The organism is Actinacidiphila glaucinigra, assembly GCF_035918135.1.
Lineage (GTDB): Bacteria > Actinomycetota > Actinomycetes > Streptomycetales > Streptomycetaceae > Actinacidiphila > Actinacidiphila glaucinigra.
The window spans coordinates 5,866,676-5,887,721 of record NZ_CP109144.1 but is presented as its reverse complement, the minus strand read 5'-3'; the positions used below and the strand labels follow the sequence as shown (position 1 = coordinate 5,887,721).

Genomic DNA, 21,046 nt, shown 5'->3' with positions numbered 1-21,046 from the left:
GTTCGGTAAGACGCGTGCGGCAACCCCGGACTGCCCTCTGACCACCCTCCGGCCGTCAGTCGCCCGCGATACGGAGGGGGTGGGGTCGTAGGGGTGGATGTTCTGGACGCTGCGGGATATTTGTGTGCGGCATCCGGGGCACAACAAGTACCGCCCGCCATGCACGTAAATAACCCAGTCCAGGACGTGCAGCCCCGGAGGCCCCGCCCCCGGCCCACCATGCACGCGCGAGGCGGTCACTGACCGCGCCGGGCAATCGGGGGGCGGGCGGGAGAACCGCCCGCCGCAGGCGCAAACGACCCGCACACAACCACCGGGCACCCCGGCGCACCCGCCCGCAGGCACAACGCACCCGCACACAACAACGGGCCGCAAGGGGCACCCCTCGCGGAAAGGGCCCTCACTGGGCCTGAAGCACGAGCACCGCGAGATCATCATCCGGCGGCGCCACGTCGTACTCGTGCACCGCTCGCCGGATCCGCTCCGCCACCCCCGCCGCCCCCAGCCCGGCGCAAGCCGCCAGCACGGCCGCGAGCCCGTCGTCGTCGTCGAACTGGCGGCTCCCGTTGCGCCGCTCCGTCACCCCGTCCGTGACGCACAGCAACGTGTCCCCCGGGGCCAGCCGGAACGATTCGCTGCGGTACCGCGCGTCGTCCGTGATCCCCAGCAGTATCTGCGGCACCGCGGCGGGCCGTACCGCGCCGTCTCCTGTGAGCAGGAGCGGAAGGGGGTGCCCGGCACTGGCCAGGGTGCACAAGGCGCCGCCACCCGAACCGCCTCCCGGCGCACCCTCCCCCGCCCCCTCCGGCACGATCTCCCCGTACAGCAGGGAGAGGAACCGCGGTCCCGCGTCCCACCCCGGCCCGAGCGCGTCACCGAGCGTGGCCGCCGCGGCCTCGTCCGCGAGCGCGCGGTTGAGCCGGTCGAGGACCTCCGTGACGCCGTACCCCTCGCGCGCGAGCAGCCGCATGACGGGCCGGGCGAGGCCGGTGACCGCGGCGGCCTCGGGGCCGTTGCCCTGGACGTCGCCGAGGGCGAAGCACCAGCGGCCGCCGCCCGCGGGGAAGAGATCGTAGAAGTCGCCGCCGACGACGTCGGCACGCGTGGGCTCGTAGACGACGGCCGTGTCGACGCCCGGCACCGCGCCGAGCCCCGCGGGCAGCAGGCCGCGCTGCAGCACCCGGCTGATCATGGCCTGGCGCGTGTACTGGCGGGCGGTGCCCACCGCCAGTGCGACGCGGCGCGCGAAGTCCTCGATGAGGCCGATGACCTCGTCGGGGAAGCGCATCAGCCCGGTGCGCCCGAGCAGCAGCGTGCCGTGGCAGCGGCCGCCGGTGACGAGGGGGCAGGCGAGCGCCGCGCCGACCGCGTCCGTGCCCTGGGCGGTGGCGGGCCACGGCCAGGGCACGGCGCCGGCGCGGGAGGCGGGCGGCGGCGGTTCCTTCTCCAGCACCATGCGCAGCCCGTCGATGCTGCTCTCCGAGGCGTGCCAGACGCGCGCCAGGCGGGGCTCGGTGCCCTCGGGCCCGTCCCCAAAGAGCCAGACGGCGCACCAGTCGGCGAGGCGGGGCACGAGCAGCTGCCCGGCGAGCGAGGCGACCATGTCCTCGTCGAGCTGCCCGGCGAGCAGGTCGGAGGCCTCGGCGAGGAAGGAGAGCGAGCCGCGGTTGATCCACTCGCTGTCGTGCCGCCGCGGCAGGCGGTGCGCCGTCGGCGCGAGGATCTCGGTGGCGCGCAGTCCGCGCATCAGGGCGCGGTCGGCCTCGGGGGCCGGCGGCAGCGTCCCCGCGGGCTCGCGGTCGGCGGCCAGCCGGCACCAGATGGTCTTGAGCTCGCGCCGGTAGGTGATGCCCCACTCCTCGGAGAGCGCGGAGACGAGCTGCAGTCCGCGCCCTCCGTCGCGGCCCTCGCGGGCGAGTTCGGCCCGGTCGCGGACGACCCGGGCCGGGTGGTGGTCGGAGACCTCGACGACGAGTCCGCCCTCCTCGCGTCCGCCGGGCGCCGCGCTCTCCAGCCGGCAGAGCAGTTCGACGGTGGTGCCGGCGTGGATGACGGCGTTCGTGACGAGTTCGCTCACGAGCAGCACCGCGTCGTCAACGAGGTGGTCGCCGATGCTCTCGGCCGGCCAGGGCTCCTCGGTGGTCCACTCGGCCAGCGCGGCACGGACGAACTTCCTTGCCGCGGAGGCCGCCAGCTGGTTGCCGGGCAGGCTGGTACGGGAAACGAACTCCCGTGGCATGGAATCTGGCCCCACTGTGCGGCTCCCGAGCAGATCCGGCATTGCGCCCTTAACGGCACGCCCAGCGTGACAGACTGAGCGCGCTCATAAGCGCCGAGTCACCGAAGAAGGCCGTCATGGCTCTTAAATCGGCTGTTCCCGCACCGAAAACCGCGACTCCTGCGCGTCCGCGTGTCGCCGACCCGCCTACGGACGGTGAGTGGATACGCGCGGCGGAACTGCGGCCGCTGCTGACGGCGATGCGCTCCCTGTGCGACGGCGACTTCCGGGTACGGCTGGGCGACGGGACGGAGGGGGTGCTGGCCGAACTCGCCGGAACGTTCAACCGGATCGTCGCCCGCGAGCAGCACTTCTCCGCCGAACTGGACCGCGTCAAGCGGGAGGTCGTACGCCGGGGCAGGCTGGACGAGCGGCTCGCGGAGAGCCCGGGCCAGGGCTCCTGGGCGATGAGCGTGCAGGCGGCGAACTCCCTCATCGACGCGCTGGTCATCCCGGCGGCGAACGCCACCCGTGTGCTGGACGCCGTCGCGGACGGGGACCTGACCCAGCGGGTGGACCTGCACGACGGCAGCCGGCCGCTCCGCGGGGACCTGCGCAGGCTCGGCCGGGCGGTCAACCGCATGGTGGACCAGCTGTCGCTGTTCACCGGCGAGGTGACCCGGGTGGCCCGCGAGGTCGGCACCGAAGGCCGGCTCGGCGGCCGCGCCAAGGTGCGGGGGCTGTCCGGCAGTTGGCGGGACGTGACCGAGGCGGTCAACAGGATGGCGGCCCGGCTGACCGCCCAGGTCCGCGACATCGCGCTGGTGACGACAGCGGTGGCGCGGGGCGACCTGACCCGCGAGGTGACGGTCGAGGCGACAGGTGAGCTGCTGGAGCTCAAGCTCACCGTCAACACGATGGTGGACCAGCTCTCCGCCTTCGCCGACGAGGTGACCCGGGTGGCGCGCGAGGTCGGCACCGAGGGCCAACTGGGCGGCCGCGCCCAGGTCCGCGGCGTCTTCGGGGTCTGGAAGGACCTCACCGACAACGTCAACTTCATGGCGTCCAACCTCACCTCCCAGGTCAGGAACATCGCCCAGGTGACGACCTCGGTGGCGAACGGCGACCTGTCGAAGAAGATCACGGTCGACGCCCGCGGCGAGATCCTGGAGCTCAAGGACACCATCAACACGATGGTCGACCAGCTCCGCGGCTTCGCGGACGAGGTGACCCGGGTGGCCCGCGAGGTCGGCACCGAAGGCCGGCTCGGCGGCCGGGCACAGGTCCGCGGCGTCTCCGGCGTCTGGAAGGACCTCACCGACAACGTCAACTTCATGGCCGACAACCTGACCTCCCAGGTCAGGAACATCGCCCAGGTCGCCACCGCCGTCGCCCAGGGCGACCTGTCGAAGAAGATCGACGTCGACGCGCGCGGCGAGATCCTGGAGCTGAAGACGACCATCAACACGATGGTGGACACGCTGTCGTCCTTCTCCTCCGAGGTGACCCGGGTCGCCCGTGAGGTCGGCAGCGAGGGCCAGCTGGGCGGCCAGGCCCGCGTGGAGGGCGTCTACGGCACGTGGAAGCGGCTGACGACGGGGGTGAACGAGCTGGCGTCCAACCTCACCACCCAGGTGCGGGCCATCGCCGAGGTGGCCTCCGCCGTCGCCCAGGGCGACATGTCGCGCAGCATCGCCGTCGAGGCGCAGGGCGAGGTCGCCGAGCTGAAGAACAACGTCGACCTGATGGTGGCCAACCTGCGCGAGACCACCCGCGCCAAGGACTGGCTGGAGTCCAACCTGGCCCGTCTGGCCGGCCTGATGCAGGGGCACCGCGACCTGATGGAGGTCGCGGACCTCATCCTGCGCGAACTGACCCCGCTGGTGAACGCCCAGTACGGGGCGTTCTTCCTCGCCGAGACCGACGCCGACCGCAGTGGCACCGCCCAGCCGCGGGCCCCGCGCGGGCTGGCCTTCATCGCGGGGTACGGCTCGGCGCAGGGCGCCACCGTGGACACCCCCGGCATGCCCGGCCACGGGCTGGTGCGGCAGGCGGCGATGGAGAAGAAACGCATCCTCGTGGAGGAGGCGCCGCCCGACTACATCACGATCACCTCGGGTCTCGGCGAGGCCGCCCCGGCCAGTGTCGTGATCATCCCCATCCTCTTCGAGGACGAACTGCTCGGCGTCATCGAGCTGGCCTCCTTCTCCCGCTTCTCCGACGTCCACCTGGCCTTCTTCGACCAGTTCGTGAGCACCATCGGCGTGGCGATCAACACGATCATCGCCAACTCCCGCACGGAGTCGCTGCTGTCGGAGTCCCAGCGGCTCGCCCAGCAGCTGCAGGAGCGCTCGGACGAACTCCAGCGGCAGCAGGGCGAGCTGCAGCGCTCCAACGCCGAACTGGAGGAGAAGGCGGCCCTGCTGGCCACCTCGTCGCAGTACAAGTCCGAGTTCCTGGCCAACATGTCGCACGAGCTGCGCACCCCGCTCAACTCGCTGCTGATCCTGGCCCGGCTGCTCGCGGACAACCCGGACGGCCATCTGTCCGAGCAGGAGGTGCACTTCGCCACCACGATCCACCGCTCCGGCTCGGACCTGCTGCAACTGATCAACGACATCCTGGACCTCTCCAAGATCGAGGCGGGGCGGATGGACCTCCGTCCCAAGAAGCTGCCGCTGATCAAGCTGCTGGACTATGTGCACGCCACCTTCCGGCCGATCACCCTGGACCGCGGACTCGCCTTCGACGTCACCGTGGCCGAGGACGTGCCCCGCGAGATGTTCTCGGACGAGCAGCGGCTGCAGCAGGTGCTGCGCAACCTGCTCTCCAACGCGATCAAGTTCACCTCCCAGGGGCGGGTTGAGCTGCGGGTGTCACGCTGCGAGGGCGCCGACGACCTGATCGCCTTCGCCGTACGGGACACCGGGATAGGCATCCCCTGCGACAAGCTCCCGGTGATCTTCGAGGCCTTCCAGCAGGCCGACGGCACCACGAACCGCAAGTACGGCGGCACCGGGCTGGGCCTGTCCATCAGCCGGGAGATCGCGGGGCTGCTCGGCGGCCGGATCGTCGCCGAGAGCGAGGCCGGCCGGGGCAGCACCTTCACGCTCTACGTCCCGGCGGTGTACGCGGGCCACGGCGCCACCGGCGAGCCGGAGCCGCAGCACGGCCCCGCGGGCGCCCCCGGCGAGGCCGGGGGATGCCCGGCGCCCGCCGCCGGGACGTACGACGCCGATCCCCGGGCGTCGGGCGCGGGCGCGGGCGCGCCGGACGACACGTGGCCCACCTCGAACCGGATCGACGAGTGGCGGGACGGCCGCGCCGGCCGGGTCCTGACCGGCAACCGCGTGCTCATCGTCGACGACGACATCCGCAACGTCTTCGCCCTCACCCACGTCCTGGCCCGGATCGGGATGCCCGTCCTGTACGCGGAGAACGGCCGCGAGGGCATCGAGACCCTGGAGCGGAACCCCGACGTCGCCCTGGTGCTGATGGACATCATGATGCCCGAGATGGACGGCTACGAGACGATCGAGGCCATCCGCCGCACCCCTCGCTTCGCCGCGCTGCCGATCATCGCCCTTACGGCGAAGGCGATGCCGGGCGACCGCGAACGCTCGATCGCCTGCGGCGCCAACGACTACGTGCCCAAACCGGTGGACGTGGACCGGCTGCTGCACGTGGCGCACCTGCTGCTCGACCCCGAGGCGGGACGGGACGACGGACGGACCTGTCCCGGCCCCGGCGGCCCGGGCGGCTCCGACGACCCCGCGAGGCCCGCGTCGTGACCACGGGCACCACCGGCACGGTCGCGGGGAAGGCGGGCATCCTCCTCGTCGACGACATGGAGGACAACCTCGTCGCCCTCGAGGCCATCCTCGGCACCCTCGACCAGCCGCTGGTGCGCGCCCGTTCCGGGGAGGAGGCGATGAAGGCACTGCTGCGCCAGGAGTTCGCGGTGGTACTGCTCGACGTCCTGATGCCCGGCATGGACGGCTTCGAGACCGCCGCGAACATCAAGCGCCTCGACCAGACCAAGGACATCCCGATCATCTTCCTGACCGGGAACGACCTGGACACCACCTTCGCCTTCCGCGGCTACGCCACCGGCGCGGCGGACTACCTCACCAAGCCCTTCGACCCCTGGGTGCTGCGCGCCAAGGTGACGGTCTTCCTCGAACTGCACCACAAGTCCCGCCAGTTGCGGGGACTGCTGGAGCGCGACCGGGACCGGCTGGAGGCGGTCGAGCAGCGCCTCGCGGCCGTCGAGCGGCAACTCGCCGCCGACGGCCGCCCGGACGTCACCGCGCTCGCCCACCGCGTGGCCCGGCTGGAACGCGCGCTGCGCGGCGTGGGCCTGCCGGGCCCCCGGACGGGCGACTGAGGCGCCCGGCCCGCTCAGTCCTCGCGCGTACCGGCGTACATGTCGTCGATCAGGTCCTTGAACTCCCGCTCCACGACCGGCCGCTTGAGCTTCAGGCTCGGCGTGAGGTCGCCGTGCTCGACGTCCAGGTCCCGCGGCAGCACGCGGAAGGTCTTGATCTGCTGCCAGCGCTGCAGGTCCTGGTTGACCCGCTGCACATAGCCGTCCATCAGGGCCCGCACCTGCTCGGAGCCGACGACCTCCGCGTAGGGCCTGCCCTCCTGGCCGTTCTCCTTCGCCCAGCCGAGGATCGTGGGCTCGTCGAGGGCGAACAGGGCGGTGCAGAAGTTGCGGTCGGCGCCGATCACCAGGACGTTGCTGATGAACGGGCAGGCCGCCTTGAACTGGCCCTCGACCGCGGCCGGCGCGATGTACTTGCCGTTGGAGTTCTTGATGATGTCCTTCTTGCGGTCGGTGATGGTGAGGTAGCCGTCCGCGGACAGCTCCCCGATGTCACCGGTGTGGAACCAGCCGTCCGACTCCAGCACTTCGGCCGTCTTCTCGGGCAGCCCGTGGTAGCCCTGCATGATGCCGGGGCCGCGCAGCAGGATCTCGCCGTCCTCGGCGATGCGGACCTCGGTGCCGGGCAGCGGCTTGCCGACCGTGCCGGTCCGGTAGGCCTCGCCGGGGTTGACGAAGCTGGCGGCGCTGGACTCGGTCAGCCCGTAGCCCTCCAGGATGTGGATGCCGGCGCCGGAGAAGAAGTAGCCGATCTCCGGGGAGAGGGCGGCGGAGCCGGAGACGCAGGCGCGCAGCTTGCCGCCGAAGGCGTCGCGGAGCTTGGCGTACACCAGCCGGTCGGCGACGGCGTGCTGGGCGGTGAGCCCGAAGGGGGCGCTCGCGTTGCCGGTGCGGCGGCGGTTGTCCTGGGTGACCTTGGCGTACTCGCGGGCGACCTCGGCGGCCCACTTGAAGATCCGGTACTTGGCCCCGCCGCCGGCGCGGGCCTTGGCGGCGACGCCGTTGTAGACCTTCTCGAAGATGCGCGGGACGGCGGCCATGTAGGTGGGCTGCACGACCGGCAGATTCTCGATGATCTTGTCGACGCGGCCGTCGACCGCGGTCACGTGGCCGATGGTGATGTGCCCGGCGGTGAGCACCTTGCCGAAGACGTGCGCCAGCGGCAGCCAGAGGTACTGGACGTCGTCCGCCTCCAGCAGGCCGTTCGCCTGGATCGCCCTGGCCATGTACGCCCAGCAGTCGTGCGGCAGCCGTACGCCCTTGGGGCGGCCGGTCGTGCCGGAGGTGTAGATGAGGGTGGCCAGCTGGTCCTTGGTGATCTCGCCCACGGCCTTGCGGACGGCCTCGGGGTTCTTCTCCAGGTAGACCTTGCCGCGCTGCTCCAGTTCGGCCAGCGAGAGCGCCCACCCGTCGTCCCCGAGGTCGGCGCCCTCGGCGTCGACGACCACGACGTGGACCAGCTCGGGAAGCTCGGCGCGGCGCTCGACGGCCTTGGCGAGCTGCACCGCGTTCTCGGCGATCAGCACCCGGCTGCCGGAGTCGGCCAGGATGAAGGCCGTCTCGTCGGCGTTGGTGCTCGGATAGACGGTGGTGGTCGCCGCACCGGCGCAGAGCACGCCGAGGTCGGCCAGGATCCACTCGACCCGGGTGGCCGAGGCGATCGCCACCCGCTCCTCGGGGCGCACACCCAGGTCCATCAGGCCCGCGGCCACGGCGTGGACCCGTTCCGCGGCCTGCTTCCAGGTGAGCGACCTCCATGACTCGGCACCGCCGTCCGCCGACGCCACCGGGAAGCGGTACGCCTCGGCATCGGGCGTCGCCTCGACGCGCTCCAGGAACAGGCTCGCCACGGAGGGCGGCCGGTTCTCGATCAAAGTCTGCGTGTCGGTCACGACAACCTCCGGGGGCCCGCCTCTTAGCTGGGTGACTCGTGAGTAACCACCGAGTGGTGATCAGAGTAGGGAATCGGCGCCCGCTTGGTAAGGGGCCGCGGCCACCGCGATGCAACCGTGACGACCGAATGCATGGCCCATACACGTAACGGCGGGCCCTCCCGGAATCCGGGGAGCCCGCCTTCCGGCCACCGCTCCGGCCACCCACCGGCGGCACCGCGGGGAGGCGGCGCTCAGCCGCCGATGGGCAGCCCGCCGATCATGCCCTTGGTGCCCCCGGTCCTGCCCGCTCCGCCGAGCAGCTCGCCCGTCTTGCCGGTGACCGCCTTCAGACCGGTCTTGGCGACCTCGTCCTTGGCGTCCAGGATCTTCATCGGCCCGTTGCCGAGCGGGAGGGCCTCCCCGGCGAAGGCGGGGGACGCGGCGGCACCGGCGGCGCCCAGCGCGATCACGGAACCGGCGACGACGGCCGCGGCCTTCGAGTACTTCACTTCACATTCCCCTTCCACAGCGACGCCTTTCGCCGCTGTCACGATGAGTAACGTCGTGGACTCCCGGCAGAAACCGCACGGGCAGGGGTTTTTGCCAATCACCCGAATGCCGGACCTCTCATACGAAAGGGCGCCTGCCCGGTAATCGGACAAGCGCCCTTCCTTCGCGCGGCGTCGGACCGCGTCGGCCGACCCGCCGCGGCTACTTCTTCTTGGCCGCGTTCTCGTCGCTGGAGAGCACCGCGATGAAGGCCTCCTGCGGCACCTCCACGGAGCCGACCATCTTCATCCGCTTCTTGCCTTCCTTCTGCTTCTCCAGCAGCTTCCGCTTGCGGGAGATGTCACCGCCGTAGCACTTGGCGAGGACGTCCTTGCGGATGGCGCGGATGGTCTCGCGGGCGATCACCCGCGAACCGATGGCGGCCTGGATGGGCACCTCGAAGGCCTGCCGCGGGATGAGCTCGCGCAGCTTGGCGACGAGCCGCACCCCGTAGGCGTACGCCGCGTCCTTGTGCGTGATCGCCGAGAAGGCGTCCACCTTGTCGCCGTGCAGCAGGATGTCGACCTTGACCAGGCTGGACGTCTGCTCACCGGTGGGCTCGTAGTCCAGGGAGGCGTAACCGCGGGTCTTGGACTTCAGCTGGTCGAAGAAGTCGAACACGATCTCGGCGAGCGGGAGGGTGTAGCGGATCTCCACCCGGTCCTCGGAGAGGTAGTCCATGCCGAGCAGCGAGCCGCGCCGGGTCTGGCAGAGCTCCATGATCGCGCCGATGAACTCCGTGGGCGCCAGGATCGTGGCCCGCACCACCGGCTCGTACACCTCGGCGATCTTGCCCTCGGGGAACTCGCTGGGGTTGGTGACGACGTGCTCGGCGCCGTCCTCCATCACCACGCGGTAGACCACGTTGGGGGCCGTGGCGATCAGGTCGAGCCCGAACTCGCGCTCCAGCCGCTCGCGGATCACGTCCAGGTGCAGCAGACCGAGGAAGCCGACGCGGAAACCGAAGCCGAGGGCCGCGGAGGTCTCCGGCTCGTAGACCAGCGCGGCGTCGTTGAGCTGCAGCTTGTCCAGGGCGTCGCGCAGCTCCGGGTAGTCGGAGCCGTCCAGCGGGTACAGGCCCGAGAACACCATGGGCCTGGGGTCCTTGTAGCCGCCCAGGGCCTCGGTGGCGCCCTTGGTCTGCTGGGTGATCGTGTCACCGACCTTGGACTGGCGGACGTCCTTCACACCCGTGATCAGGTAGCCCACCTCGCCGACGCCGAGGCCGTCGGCCGGCAGCATCTCGGGCGAGTTGGTGCCGATCTCCAGCAGCTCGTGCGTCGCGCCGGTGGACATCATCCTGATCCGCTCGCGCTTGCCGAGCTGACCGTCGACGACCCGGACATAGGTGACGACGCCGCGGTAGGAGTCGTAGACCGAGTCGAAGATCATCGCGCGGGCGGGCGCGTCGGCGACGCCGACCGGGGCCGGGACGGTCTCCACGACGCGGTCCAGCAGCGCCTCGACGCCGAGGCCGGTCTTGGCGGAGACCTTCAGCACGTCGGAGGGGTCGCAGCCGATGAGGTTGGCCAGCTCCTCGGAGAACTTCTCGGGCTGCGCGGCCGGCAGGTCGATCTTGTTCAGCACCGGGACGATGGTGAGGTCGTTCTCCATCGCCAGGTAGAGGTTGGCCAGCGTCTGCGCCTCGATGCCCTGCGCGGCGTCGACCAGCAGGACCGTGCCCTCACAGGCCGCCAGCGACCGGGAGACCTCGTAGGTGAAGTCCACGTGCCCCGGGGTGTCGATCATGTTCAGGATGTGGGTGTTCCCCTGGCCTGCACCCTCGGTGGGCGCCCAGGGCAGCCGGACCGCCTGGGACTTGATCGTGATACCGCGCTCGCGCTCGATGTCCATCCGGTCGAGGTATTGGGCGCGCATCTGCCGCTGATCCACCACGCCGGTGAGCTGGAGCATGCGGTCGGCGAGCGTCGACTTGCCGTGGTCGATGTGCGCGATGATGCAGAAATTGCGGATCAGCGCCGGGTCGGTACGGCTCGGCTCCGGCACGTTCGAAGGGGTCGCGGGCACGCAGGGTCCTGTCTCTTGAGGCGCCTGTCGCCTCTGGTCGGATCGATACGTATGGCTCCCATAGTCCCATGGCCCGGGCCCACGACCGTGCCGGGCGGTGCGGGACGGGCCGGGAGACCCGCCACCGGACACCGGTTTGGGCGGCGCGGCGGCCGACTGCTAACCTGGGCAGTCGCGTCTCGTGCCCTCTACCCGAGGCGCGGACCCCATCAGATCGCACCTGAAAAGGCTCTTTCGTGGCGAACATCAAGTCCCAGATCAAGCGCAACAAGACCAACGAGAAGGCGCGCCTGCGCAACAAGGCCGTCAAGTCCGAGCTCAAGACCGCCATCCGTCGCACCCGTGAGGCCGTGGCCACCGGCGACGTCGAGAAGGCCACCGAGGCCGCGCGCCTCGCGTCCAAGAAGCTCGACAAGGCCGTGAGCAAGGGCGTCATCCACAAGAACCAGGCCGCCAACAAGAAGTCGGCGCTGGCGCTGAAGGTGGCCGGCCTCCAGGGCTGAGCCTTCCCGTAGCAGTACCCGTCGGTGACGGACACAGCGGTCCCTCTCACCCGCTCCTCCACCGGCACCCATGATGTTCCGGCCGCACGCGGCCTGCGTTCGCCACGCGGGTGCGGCCTCCGAAGGGCCCCTTACCTCCTCGGTACGGGGCCCTTCGGCATGACCGGATCCGTCCGCCGCGGGATCAGCGAGCCCGCGCGGCCCGCGCGACGGCGACGACCGCCTTCTCCAGGGCGTAGGCCGGGTCCGCGCCACCGCCCTTGACCGCGGCGTCGGCATCGGCGACCGCGCGCAGAGCGGCGGAGACGCCGTCGGCCGACCAGCCGCGCATCTGCTGGCGTACGCGGTCGATCTTCCACGGCGGCATGCCCAGCTCGCGGGCCAGGTCACCGGAGCGCGCCCCGCGCGGGGCGGAGGCGAGCTTGCCGATGGCGCGGACACCCGAGGCGAGCGCGAAGGTGATGCCGGGCAGCGGCTGGCCGACCGCGATCGCCCAGCGCAGCCGCTCCAGTGCCTCGGCGGCGCGGCCGGTCACCGCGAGGTCGGCGACCTCGAAGCCGGTCGCCTCGGCGCGGCCGGTGTAGTAACGGGCCACCACCGCCGCGTCGATCGCGCCCTCCACGTCGGCGGCGAGCTGGGCACAGGCACTCGCCAGCTCCCGCAGGTCGCTGCCGATGGCGTCCACCAGTGCCTGGCAGGCCTCGGGGGTCGCGGACCGGCCCAGGGTGCGGAACTCCTGCCGGACGAAGGCCAGCCGGTCGGCGGGCTTGGTCATCTTCGGGCAGGCCACCTCGCGCGCACCGGCCTTGCGCGCCGCGTCCAGCAGACCCTTGCCCTTGGCGCCGCCCGCGTGGAGCAGGACGAGCGTGATCTCCTCGGCGGGAGCGTCCAGGTAGGCCTTGACGTCCTTGACGGTGTCCGCGGACAGATCCTGTGCGTTCCGTACGACCACGACCTTGCGCTCGGCGAACAGCGACGGGCTGGTGAGCTCCGCCAGCGTGCCCGGCTGGAGGGCGTCCGGAGTGAGGTCGCGCACATCGGTGTCGGCGTCGGCGGCGCGCGCCGCCTCCACGACCTCCCGTACCGCACGGTCGAGGAGCAGGTCCTCCTGTCCCACCGCGATCGTCAGGGGGGCGAGCGGGCTGTCTGTCGTACTGTTCCTGGCCATCGCGGTCCAGCATCCCACGCGGGTCCGACACAATGTCCCGGTGAATGACGTCAGACATGTGCTCGTCCTCCCCGACCGCGACGCCGCCGAGGACGCCGCCGACGAAGCCGCCGAACGCTTCGACCTGCCCGCCCGCCCCCAGCTCGTCCGTGACGCCCTCGCGGGCGAGGACGACGCCGAGGACGCCCAATGGCTCGTCGTCATCAACGACGACGACGAGGAACTGGACCCCACCGCTCTGAACGAACTGGCGGAGGAGTTCGAGGGCTGGCTGGAGGAGGAGGACTAGACCGTGCCGCTGCGGGTCCCCGCACAGCGCCGTCGATCGCAGGAGCCGGGGGCCGAACGCCCCGGGACGGCCGGGACGCTCCCGGCCGTCCCGTTCAACCAACGCGTACGTCTCCTGGTCGAGGCAGTCGACCAGGCCGACGAGCTCGCCCTCGCCCAGGGGCTGATGGAGGCACGGGGCTGGGCGGTGCGCCGCGCCGGCCGTGAGGACGCCCCGGCCACGGCGGACGGCGGCCGCGTCGCACTCGTCGTCGAGGTCCGGCTGAGCGGCTCCCGCCGGCGGGCCGAGAAGGCTGCGTGCGGGGCCGTGGAGCGGCTGGCGAGGACCCATCAACTCGCCCTGTGGGTCCGGGACGCGGCGCTGTTGCTGCGGCCGGACGACCCGCGGACCGAGTACCGCGTGATCCGCCGTCCCGGCGCGGGCACCGGGTGGCGCGACCGGCTCGCACGGTGGTGGGCCGCGTGCGGCGGGCGCGGCGCGCACCGGCTGCTGCGGGTGCCGGGCGGGCTCACCCGGGAGGCCGTCGAGCGCGAGCTCGCGGAACGCCCCTTGGGTGGCCGCACGTTCACCTCCGAGGCCTATGAACTGCGGCCCGCGCCGCCGGAGACGGAGGAGGAGGCGACGGCCGTCGAGGGGCGCCGTACCGCGTCCCGGGTGCGGGTGCTGCCCGGTGCGGCCGTCGCCGCGGCGGCGGTGCTGGGCTGGGCCGCCCTCGACGGCACGGGGCTCCTGTGGTGGCCGCTGACCGCGGCGGCCCTCTTCTGCGCGCCGGGGGTGTACTTCGCCCTGCGCGACTCGTGGTTCTCACGCAACGCGGTCTGGCTGGTGCCGCTCGCCCTACCGGTGGGGTGGTCGCTGGTGACCTGGCTCGGCCGGCTGATGCAGGCGCTCTACCTCGACCGCTTCGGCATCCCGTCCGGCTCCGTCCGCTCCGCCGGGGACCTGTGGCCGTACGCGGCCGCCGCCGAACCGCTCGGCCTCGCGCTGGGGTTCGTCCTGTTCTTCACGGCCGTCGCGGGGTGGCTGCGGCACGTGCACATCGCCAAGGGCGACAACCGCCTCGCCCTGGTCGCCCTCACCGTGCTGCTCTCGGCGGCCTTCGCGGCCACCGCGCTCTTCACCGGAGTCCGCGACGCGGACCGCGCCGCCCGGGAAGCGGCGACCGCCGCCCACCGAGGTCACGCCCCGGCGGCGTACTTCGGGGTGCGCGGCACCCTGATGTGCGTGGTGCCCGTAGGCGAGGGCCCCGTCCCCGTGGAGAACGGCCCGGTGCCGGCCGGCCACGCCGTCCTGTCCTTCGGCGCCTCCGGGGACTGGATCTGGCTGTGGGACCCGGACCGTTCGCAGGCGCTGTCCGTGCGCCGGGAGGATGTGCAGCTCCTGCCCGCGCCCGCGGTCAGCGGGAGTCGCCGAACAGGATGCGGTAGATGATCAGGAGGGCGAGCGCGCCGCCTATGGCCGCGCCCCACGTGGGCAGGTCGTAGAAGTCCTTGGTGATGGGGTGGTCGAGGAACTTCGCCGAGATCCAGCCGCCGACCACGGCGCCCGCGATGCCGATCAGCGTCGTCCCGACCACTCCGCCCGGGTCCTTGCCGGGGAGCAGTATCTTCGCGACGGCGCCCGCGATCAGGCCCAGAACGATCCAGCCGATGATGGTCATGCCGTCAACCTGCCACGGCCCCCCGCCCTTCATGCGTGCCGAGACGGAGCCATGGGCAAGCCGTGACACGGCGGTTGCACTTCTCAGCGGACTCTCAGCTCCGCCGCGGCGGACGGCCAGGGGGGGGCGGCCCGGGGTGCCGTCCCGGGGGGCCGTCCGGGGGTGCCGTCCGGGGGTGCCGTCCGGGGTGCGAAAAACCGGGTGACGTCCACGCGGCGGCTCTGCAGGATCGCCGGGTCAGCCAGTTCGAGCCGAGGAGTCCCCCATGGTGCGTCGCACGATCGTCCCGACCCTGTTCCCGCCGCCCGGCTACGCGCACGCCGCCGTCGTCGAGGCCGGGCAGCGGCTCGCCTTCATGGCCGGTTCCGTACCTCTGGACGCCCAGGGCGCCCTGGTGGGCCCCGGCGATCCGGTCGCCCAGGCACACCAGGTCGTCGCCAACCTCGACGAGGCCCTGCGCGCCGTGGGCAGCGGCCTGGAGCACGTCGTCGCCAGCACGGTCTACGTCGTGGCCGCCGACCCCGCCGACCTGTCGCGGGTCTGGGAGGTCGTACGGGCCTCGGGGCTGACCGAGGGGCCCCACACGTCGACGCTGCTCGGGGTCGGCTGCCTCGGGTACACCGGCCAGTTGGTGGAGGTCACCGCGACGGCGGTGGTGCCCTGACCCACGACGGGTCGGGGGCGTCCGGGGTGCGCGGCGCGGACGCGGCGAAGTCGGGCTCCGGCCGGGAAGGCGTCCCTCGCGTCAGTCCTGGGGAACCCGCGACGATCACGCCGGACCCGGATAGCTTCACCGTATGACTCGAACACTGCGCGAGCGGCACGCCGGGGCGATGGTCCGGCTCAGGGACGACGAGGACGTGTGGGTGGCGACGGCGGACGGGGAGGGTGCACCGTGCCTGGTCCCGCTGTCGTTCTGGTGGGACGGGCAGGAGCTGTGGCTCGCCACCCGGAGGACGAATCCCACCGGGCGGAACCTGGAGGCATCGGGACGGGTGCGGCTGAGCCTGGGGCACACCCGGGATCTGGTGCTCGTCGACGGCACCGCACGGGTCGTGGAGTTCGCGCGGCTGCCGGACGGCGTCGGCGACGCCTTCGCGGCGAAGGCCGCGTGGGATCCCCGCGGTGACGGACCTTCGTACGCGTTCTACGCGGTCCGGCCGCAATGGGTGCAGGCCTGGGGGACGGCGACCGAGATGCGAGACCGGGATCTGATGAAGGAAGGGGTGTGGCTATTCTGATCTCCGAGCACTGATATGCACAGCGGACTGCCTTAAGTTGCCGGTTTTACGTCGGACATGGGGCAGTGGATCTTCGGATTTCGTTGTCCGGAGACTCTTGACGGGGGCTTGGCGGGCGCGGTTTCATCCTCGGAAGCGGAAGTGAATATTCCGTTCCATGTTTCCCTGGACCGGAGGCGGTAGCCCCCTCAAGCCCGACCCGATCGGATGCGCGCATGACCGACACGCTCCACCCGCCGACGGCCCCGCACTCGCCGCTCGCCCCGCCCATCGAGGCGCCGAAGTCGCTCAAGAGGTCGATCGGCGTGGTCGGCGGAACGCTTCTGACGCTGTCGTGCCTGACCCCCGCCTCCTCGCTCTTCGTCATCGTGCCCCCGCTCTTCGCCGACCTGGGAACCGGGACGGCGCTGACGATCGTGGTCGCTGCGGTCCTCTGCATCGCGGTGGCGTTCTGCTATTCGGAACTCGGCACGCTGATACCGAGCGCGGGCGGCGAGTACGCCATGGTCGGCACGCTCATCGGGCGGCTGGCCGGATGGATCGTGTTCGTGCTGTCCCTGGTCGTCGTGATGATCGTGCCGCCGATCATCGCGCTCGGCACGGGTGAGTACCTGGCGCCGATCATGCAGATCGACCCGAAGATCGCGGGCGCCGCCGTCATGCTGCTCGCCACCGTCATGGGTCTGCTGGACCTGCGGGCCAACGCCTGGATCACCGGCATCTTCCTGGTCCTGGAGGTCGTCGCGGCCGCGGTGGTGGCCTTCCTCGGCTTCTCCCACACCTCCCGGTCGGCCTCGGTGCTGATCCACCCGGTGACCGAGGCCGGGCACGGGGTGAGCACGGCCGTCACGGCGGGGACGATCATCGCGGGACTGGCGATCGCGCTCTTCGTGCTGCAGGGCTTCAGCACGGCGGTGTACCTGTCCGAGGAGATGGAGAACCCGCGGCGCACGGTCTCCCGGACCGTGCTGTGGACGCTCGGCATCGGCGCCGTCGTGGTGATCGTGCCGACGATCGCGATCACGCTGGGCGCGCCCGACATGAACTCCCTGATGGCCGGCGACCTCTCCGCGCTCGTGCAGGGCTGGAGCAACTCGGCGGTCGGCACCTTCATCAGCCTCTGCATCGCGCTGGCCATCATCAACGCGGGCATCGTGATGGTCATCCAGAACTCCCGGGTGCTGTACGCCTCCGCGCGGGACCGCGCCTGGCCGGCCCCGGTCAACAGGGCCTTCGGCACGCTGAGCAAGCGGTTCGGCGCCCCGTGGATCGCGACGCTCGCGGTGGGCGTGCCCGGCGCCGTGCTCTGCTTCGTACCGGTGGAGACGCTGAGCGGCGTCACCGGTGTCGCCGTCGCCGCGATGTACATCGTCGTCGCGCTCGCGGCCCTCGGCTCGCGCCGCGGCGGGCACAGGGAGCGCGCGGCCTGGCGCATGCCACTGTGGCCCGCGGTGCCGCTGCTGCTGGTCGTCGTGCTGGCGTACGTGCTGACCCGGCAGACCGCGAAGGACCTGGTGATCACCGGTGTGATCGTCGCCGCCTCGCTCGCCTACTGGCTCTTCTACCTCCGGCCCCGGCAGAGCACCCGCTGGGTGATCTCCGTGCCCGAGGAGGAGATGGGCCTCGAGAACGTCTGAGCCGCCGCCCGTCCCCCGTGGGGCCCGTACCGGTCGTGCACCGGTGCGGGCCCTTCGCCGTCCCCGGCCGGCCCGCCTCGCGGCGGGCGGCGGACCGGCCGCGGCTGCCCGCAGTTCCTCCCGGTCGCCCAGGACGGCGACCGGACCGTCCCGGTCGGTGCGCAGGACGGCGGTGCCCTGGGCGCGCAGCGCGGCGAGGGTGCGTGGGGACGGGTGTCCGTACGGGTTGCCCGCACCGCAGCTCACGAGCGCCAGACGGGGCCGCAGCCGGGCCAGGAGCGCCGGGTCCTGGTACGCGGAACCGTGGTGGGCGACCTTCAGCACGTCGACGCGGGGGAGGTCCGGGACGGCGGTCAGGAGCGCGCGCTGGGCCGCGGGCTCCAGATCGCCGAGCAGGAGCACGGTGAGCCCTGCCGTGCGGACCAGCAGGGTGACGCTGGCGTCGTTCGGGTTGGCGTCGTTCGGGTTGGCGTCGTCGGCGCCCGCGAGGAGGGAGGGCGCGGCGGGCCACAGCACGCTCCAGTCCAGGGAGCCCAGCCGGCGGCGCTCCCCGGGCGCCGCGCGTAGCAGGGGGACACGGGCGTCGGCCGCCTGACGGCGTACGAAGGCGGCCTGGTCGGAGGGTTCGTCGAGGGTGGTCGTCTCGATGGCGCCCACGGAGCGGCCGCGCAGGACCCCGGGGAGGCCGGCGACGTGGTCGGCGTGGAAATGGGTGAGGACGAGCAGCGGGACCTCGGTGACCCCGAGGGAGCGCAGACAGCGGTCGACGAGGCGGGGCTCCGGGCCGGTGTCCACCACGACGGCGGCGCCGTCGCCCGCGGAGAGCACCAGCGCGTCGCCCTGGCCGACGTCGCAGGCCACCAGCCGCCAGGCCGGCGGCGGCCAGCCCGTCACCGCGCGCGGCAGCGGCACCGGACGCACGACGGCCGCCACGAGCAGCAGCGCCGCCGCGGCGCACAGCCAGGGACGGCGCAGAAGGCGGCGCCCGGCCGCGACCACCACCACGGTGACGGCGGCCAGCAGCAGGGCGCCTGCCCAGGTGCCGGGCCAGTCGATCGTCGCTCCGGGCAGGGCGGCACCACGACGGGCCACCGCCGCGATCCAGTCGGCCGGCCAGGCCGCGACCCAGGCGAGGGCCTTGGCGACGGGCATGGCGAACGGCGCCGCGGCCAGGGCCGCGAACCCGAGGACGGTGGCGGGGCCGACCGCGAGTTCCGCCAGCAGGTTGCAGGGGACGGCGACCAGGCTGACGTGGGCGGCCAGCACCGCCACCACGGGGGCGCACACCGCCTGCGCGGCCGCCGCCGCGGCCAGGACCTCCGCGAGGCGCGGCGGCACCCTCCGGCGTCGCAGAGCGGCGCTCCAGCGCGGCGCGAGAAGGAGGAGCGCGGCGGTGGCCAGCACGGACAGCACGAAGCCGTACGAGCGGGCGAGCCAGGGGTCGTAGAGGAGCAGCAGGAGGGCGGCTCCGCACAGCGCGGGCAGCAGGCTGCGGCGGCGGCCCGTGCCGATGGCCAGCAGGGTGATCAGCCCGCAGGCGGCCGCGCGCAGCACGCTCGGGTCCGGCCGGCACACGACGACGAACGCCACCGTGAGCACTCCCCCGAGCACGGCCGTCACACGGAGCGGGAGAGCCAGCCGCGGCGCCAGGCCGCCGCGTTCGGCGCGCAGGGCGAGCCCGGGAGGACCGATCAGCAGGATCAGCACCAGGGAGAGATTGGAACCGCTGACCGCGGTCAGATGGGTCAGGTCGGTGGCCTCGAAGGCGTCGTGCAACTCCACCGGGACTCGGGACGTGTCCCCGACGACCAGCCCGGGAAGGAGGGCCCGGGCGTCGGGCGGCAGGCCCTCGGTGGCCTCACGCAGTCCCGCCCGGAGCCCGCCGGCCACCCGTTGCGCACGGCCCGGCGGCTCGACGACGCGGGGCGGCCCGCGGACCGACAGCACCGCGGCGACTCGGTCACCCGGGCCCGTCGCCGGGGCGAGCCGGGCCTCCGCGTCGACGTGTGTCCCCGGCAGCAACGTCAGCCACCTGCGAGCCGGTTGCCGGGCGATGAGCAGGACCGGAGTGCGGACGGCGGTCGTCGCACCCCGCGCCGCCACGCGCACCGCCTCGGCCTCCACCAGCACCGCGTCCGGGGCTCGCACCGCCCCGCTCATCTGTGGGCGGATCAGCCGGGGATCCGCGGTCAGCCGCAACTCGACCCTCGCATGCGCGTGTTCGGCCGCCAGGGCGGGCACCGGACCGCGGTGCAGATCCGCGGCGTGCAGCCCCGCGACGGCCGCGGACGCCGCCGCGCAGAGCGCCACAGTGGCCGCCGTCGCCCACCGGCGTACGAGCGACGCCGGCGCCGCCAGGACGACCACCGCGCACGCCCATGCCACGGCTCGCCCCGGCAGTGCGAGGGCGACGCCCGCCGCGAGCCAGGCCGCGATGGCCGGTGCCACCAGACGCAGGTCCGGCGGGCCTTCCTGGCGCGGGTTCGACGCACCCCGTGGGGAGACGGCCGCCGCGTGCACCGCCGGGCGGGAGGCGTTCACGGGGTGACCAGCGGTTTGAGATCGGAGAACCGGCGGTCCCCGATGCCGTTGACGTCACGCAGTTGCTCCACGGACGTGAAACCGCCGTGCCGTCCGCGGTAGTCGATGATGTGTTGGGCGAGCACGGGACCCACACCGGGAAGGGCGTCCAACTGCTCGGCGGTGGCGGTGTTGAGGCTGACCGGACCGCTCGCGCCGGCGGCCCCCGGGACGCCGGCGGCGGGCGGCGGGGCCGGGCGGCCGACGGCGATCTGCTCCCCGTCGGCCAAAAGGCGGGCCAGGTTCAGGGCGCTGGTGTCCGTGCCGGGCAGCGCTCCCCCGGCGGCGGCCACGGCGTCCGCCACGCGGGACCCCGCGGGCAGCCGGCGCAGCCCCGGGGTTCTGACCTTGCCCGCGACGTCCACGACCAGCACCGGTTTCGCGCCCGGCACGGGGCTCGGCGCCCGCGGCCCGGCCGCGGCGGAGGTCCGGGCGGCGGCGGGGGCCTCGGCAGCGGCGGGCAGCGCCGCGGCGACCGGGGGCACCGCGACGGTGCGCGGCCGGCCGGTCCAGAAGTGGTGCACCGCGAAGGCCAGGGCCACGAGGAGCACGACGGCGAGGGCGGCCGCGGTCCTCGCCTCGATGCCGCACCGGACGGAGAACCAGGTGGGGAGGCGTTCGGTGAGGGCCAGACGCCAGGCACCCCCGACGCGGCCGCGCCCCGGCGGGTCCGGCACGGCCCCGCGCCCCGGCGGATCCGCCGCAGCCGGCGGCTCCGGTCGTGCCCCGCGCCCCGGTCGCGCCGCGGGCTCCGGTCGTGCCGCGCGCTCCGGTCGCGCCGGTCGTTCGGGCGGATCCGGCCGTGCCGGTCGTTCCGGTGGCTGCGGCACACCCCGTTGCGCGGGGCGCACCGGCGGACGGTCGAAGAGCGCGGCGGCCCGTTCCCGGACCGCGGCAGGGGCCGGTGTGCCG

General features: G+C 72.8%; 15 protein-coding genes and 1 pseudogene. 8 read left to right on the top strand and 8 right to left on the bottom strand.

The window, feature by feature from the left end; translation table 11 throughout:
* Positions 1-400 precede the first annotated feature (400 nt).
* Complete coding sequence (locus OIE69_RS26385; RefSeq protein ID WP_326576190.1) at positions 401-2,239, bottom strand: SpoIIE family protein phosphatase; 1,839 nt, start codon at positions 2,237-2,239, stop codon at positions 401-403.
* A 239-nt stretch (positions 2,240-2,478) separates the two neighbouring features.
* Here OIE69_RS26385 and OIE69_RS26380 point away from each other — a divergent pair, with 239 nt between their 5' ends.
* On the top strand, positions 2,479-6,009 hold the full coding sequence (locus tag OIE69_RS26380) for a HAMP domain-containing protein (RefSeq protein ID WP_326581420.1): 3,531 nt from the start codon (positions 2,479-2,481) through the stop codon (positions 6,007-6,009).
* 56 nt (positions 6,010-6,065) lie between these two features.
* A complete protein-coding gene (locus tag OIE69_RS26375) occupies positions 6,066-6,605 on the top strand; it encodes a response regulator (protein WP_245939098.1) in 540 nt (179 codons plus the stop codon).
* Between the two features lie 14 nt (positions 6,606-6,619).
* Here OIE69_RS26375 and OIE69_RS26370 read toward each other — a convergent pair whose 3' ends face one another.
* The 3 genes from OIE69_RS26370 to lepA all read right to left on the bottom strand — a co-directional run bounded on the left by OIE69_RS26370 (position 6,620) and on the right by lepA (position 11,056).
* Complete coding sequence (locus OIE69_RS26370; protein ID WP_326576188.1) at positions 6,620-8,497, bottom strand: AMP-dependent synthetase/ligase; 1,878 nt, start codon at positions 8,495-8,497, stop codon at positions 6,620-6,622.
* A 233-nt stretch (positions 8,498-8,730) separates the two neighbouring features.
* Positions 8,731-8,988, bottom strand: a complete 258-nt coding sequence (locus OIE69_RS26365; protein ID WP_326576187.1) for a hypothetical protein — start codon at positions 8,986-8,988, stop codon at positions 8,731-8,733.
* A 202-nt stretch (positions 8,989-9,190) separates the two neighbouring features.
* Positions 9,191-11,056: a translation elongation factor 4 gene (gene lepA / locus OIE69_RS26360; protein ID WP_326576186.1), complete on the bottom strand. Its 1,866-nt coding sequence runs from the start codon at positions 11,054-11,056 to the stop codon at positions 9,191-9,193.
* A 236-nt stretch (positions 11,057-11,292) separates the two neighbouring features.
* Between lepA and rpsT the strand changes: the two genes are divergently transcribed.
* Positions 11,293-11,559, top strand: a complete 267-nt coding sequence (gene rpsT, locus OIE69_RS26355) for a 30S ribosomal protein S20 (protein ID WP_018556617.1) — start codon at positions 11,293-11,295, stop codon at positions 11,557-11,559.
* Positions 11,560-11,743: 184 nt separating this feature from the next.
* On the opposite strand, the gene holA is transcribed toward rpsT, so the two are convergent.
* The gene (holA, locus tag OIE69_RS26350) at positions 11,744-12,727 is read right to left on the bottom strand and encodes a DNA polymerase III subunit delta (protein ID WP_018556616.1); all 984 of its coding nucleotides are present in this window, start codon (positions 12,725-12,727) and stop codon (positions 11,744-11,746) included.
* A 40-nt stretch (positions 12,728-12,767) separates the two neighbouring features.
* Between holA and OIE69_RS26345 the strand changes: the two genes are divergently transcribed.
* Both OIE69_RS26345 and OIE69_RS26340 read left to right on the top strand, forming a co-directional pair.
* A complete protein-coding gene (locus tag OIE69_RS26345) occupies positions 12,768-13,016 on the top strand; it encodes a hypothetical protein (RefSeq protein ID WP_089226869.1) in 249 nt (82 codons plus the stop codon).
* Between the two features lie 3 nt (positions 13,017-13,019).
* Positions 13,020-14,447 (top strand): hypothetical protein, encoded by a 1,428-nt coding sequence (locus OIE69_RS26340; RefSeq protein ID WP_326576185.1) that lies wholly within the window; start codon positions 13,020-13,022, stop codon positions 14,445-14,447.
* On the opposite strand, the gene OIE69_RS26335 is transcribed toward OIE69_RS26340, so the two are convergent.
* The gene (locus OIE69_RS26335) at positions 14,413-14,676 is read right to left on the bottom strand and encodes a GlsB/YeaQ/YmgE family stress response membrane protein (RefSeq protein ID WP_326576184.1); all 264 of its coding nucleotides are present in this window, start codon (positions 14,674-14,676) and stop codon (positions 14,413-14,415) included. The genes OIE69_RS26340 and OIE69_RS26335 overlap by 35 nt on opposite strands.
* Before the next feature lie 265 nt (positions 14,677-14,941).
* On the opposite strand from OIE69_RS26335, the gene OIE69_RS26330 reads away from it, so the two are divergent.
* From OIE69_RS26330 to OIE69_RS26320, 3 genes are all read left to right on the top strand, one after another.
* Positions 14,942-15,340, top strand: coding sequence for a RidA family protein (locus OIE69_RS26330; protein ID WP_326576183.1), 399 nt, complete (start codon positions 14,942-14,944; stop codon positions 15,338-15,340).
* 133 nt (positions 15,341-15,473) lie between these two features.
* Complete coding sequence (locus OIE69_RS26325; protein ID WP_326576182.1) at positions 15,474-15,917, top strand: pyridoxamine 5'-phosphate oxidase family protein; 444 nt, start codon at positions 15,474-15,476, stop codon at positions 15,915-15,917.
* A 215-nt stretch (positions 15,918-16,132) separates the two neighbouring features.
* Positions 16,133-17,554 carry an APC family permease gene (locus tag OIE69_RS26320; protein WP_326576181.1) on the top strand — a complete coding sequence of 474 codons (1,422 nt, stop codon included), beginning with the start codon at positions 16,133-16,135 and terminating at the stop codon, positions 17,552-17,554.
* 96 nt (positions 17,555-17,650) lie between these two features.
* Here the strand turns inward: OIE69_RS26320 and OIE69_RS26315 are convergent.
* Positions 17,651-20,095: pseudogene (locus tag OIE69_RS26315) on the bottom strand (ComEC/Rec2 family competence protein); the annotation flags it as partial.
* Positions 20,092-20,811: a ComEA family DNA-binding protein gene (locus OIE69_RS26310; protein WP_392567572.1), complete on the bottom strand. Its 720-nt coding sequence runs from the start codon at positions 20,809-20,811 to the stop codon at positions 20,092-20,094. The gene OIE69_RS26310 and the pseudogene OIE69_RS26315, both read right to left, overlap by 4 nt.
* Positions 20,812-21,046 lie beyond the last annotated feature (235 nt).

What these genes read in the sequence shown, in the direction of transcription:
- OIE69_RS26320 (WP_326576181.1), top strand. Translation starts at nt 16,133, where the DNA reads ATGACCGACACGCTCCACCCGCCGACGGCCCCGCACTCGCCGCTCGCC.
- holA (WP_018556616.1), bottom strand. Translation starts at nt 12,727, where the DNA reads ATGGCCAGGAACAGTACGACAGACAGCCCGCTCGCCCCCCTGACGATC.
- OIE69_RS26330 (WP_326576183.1), top strand. Translation starts at nt 14,942, where the DNA reads ATGGTGCGTCGCACGATCGTCCCGACCCTGTTCCCGCCGCCCGGCTAC.
- OIE69_RS26325 (WP_326576182.1), top strand. Translation starts at nt 15,474, where the DNA reads ATGACTCGAACACTGCGCGAGCGGCACGCCGGGGCGATGGTCCGGCTC.
- OIE69_RS26375 (WP_245939098.1), top strand. Translation starts at nt 6,066, where the DNA reads ATGGAGGACAACCTCGTCGCCCTCGAGGCCATCCTCGGCACCCTCGAC.
- OIE69_RS26380 (WP_326581420.1), top strand. Translation starts at nt 2,479, where the DNA reads ATGCGCTCCCTGTGCGACGGCGACTTCCGGGTACGGCTGGGCGACGGG.
- OIE69_RS26385 (WP_326576190.1), bottom strand. Translation starts at nt 2,239, where the DNA reads ATGCCACGGGAGTTCGTTTCCCGTACCAGCCTGCCCGGCAACCAGCTG.
- OIE69_RS26335 (WP_326576184.1), bottom strand. Translation starts at nt 14,676, where the DNA reads ATGACCATCATCGGCTGGATCGTTCTGGGCCTGATCGCGGGCGCCGTC.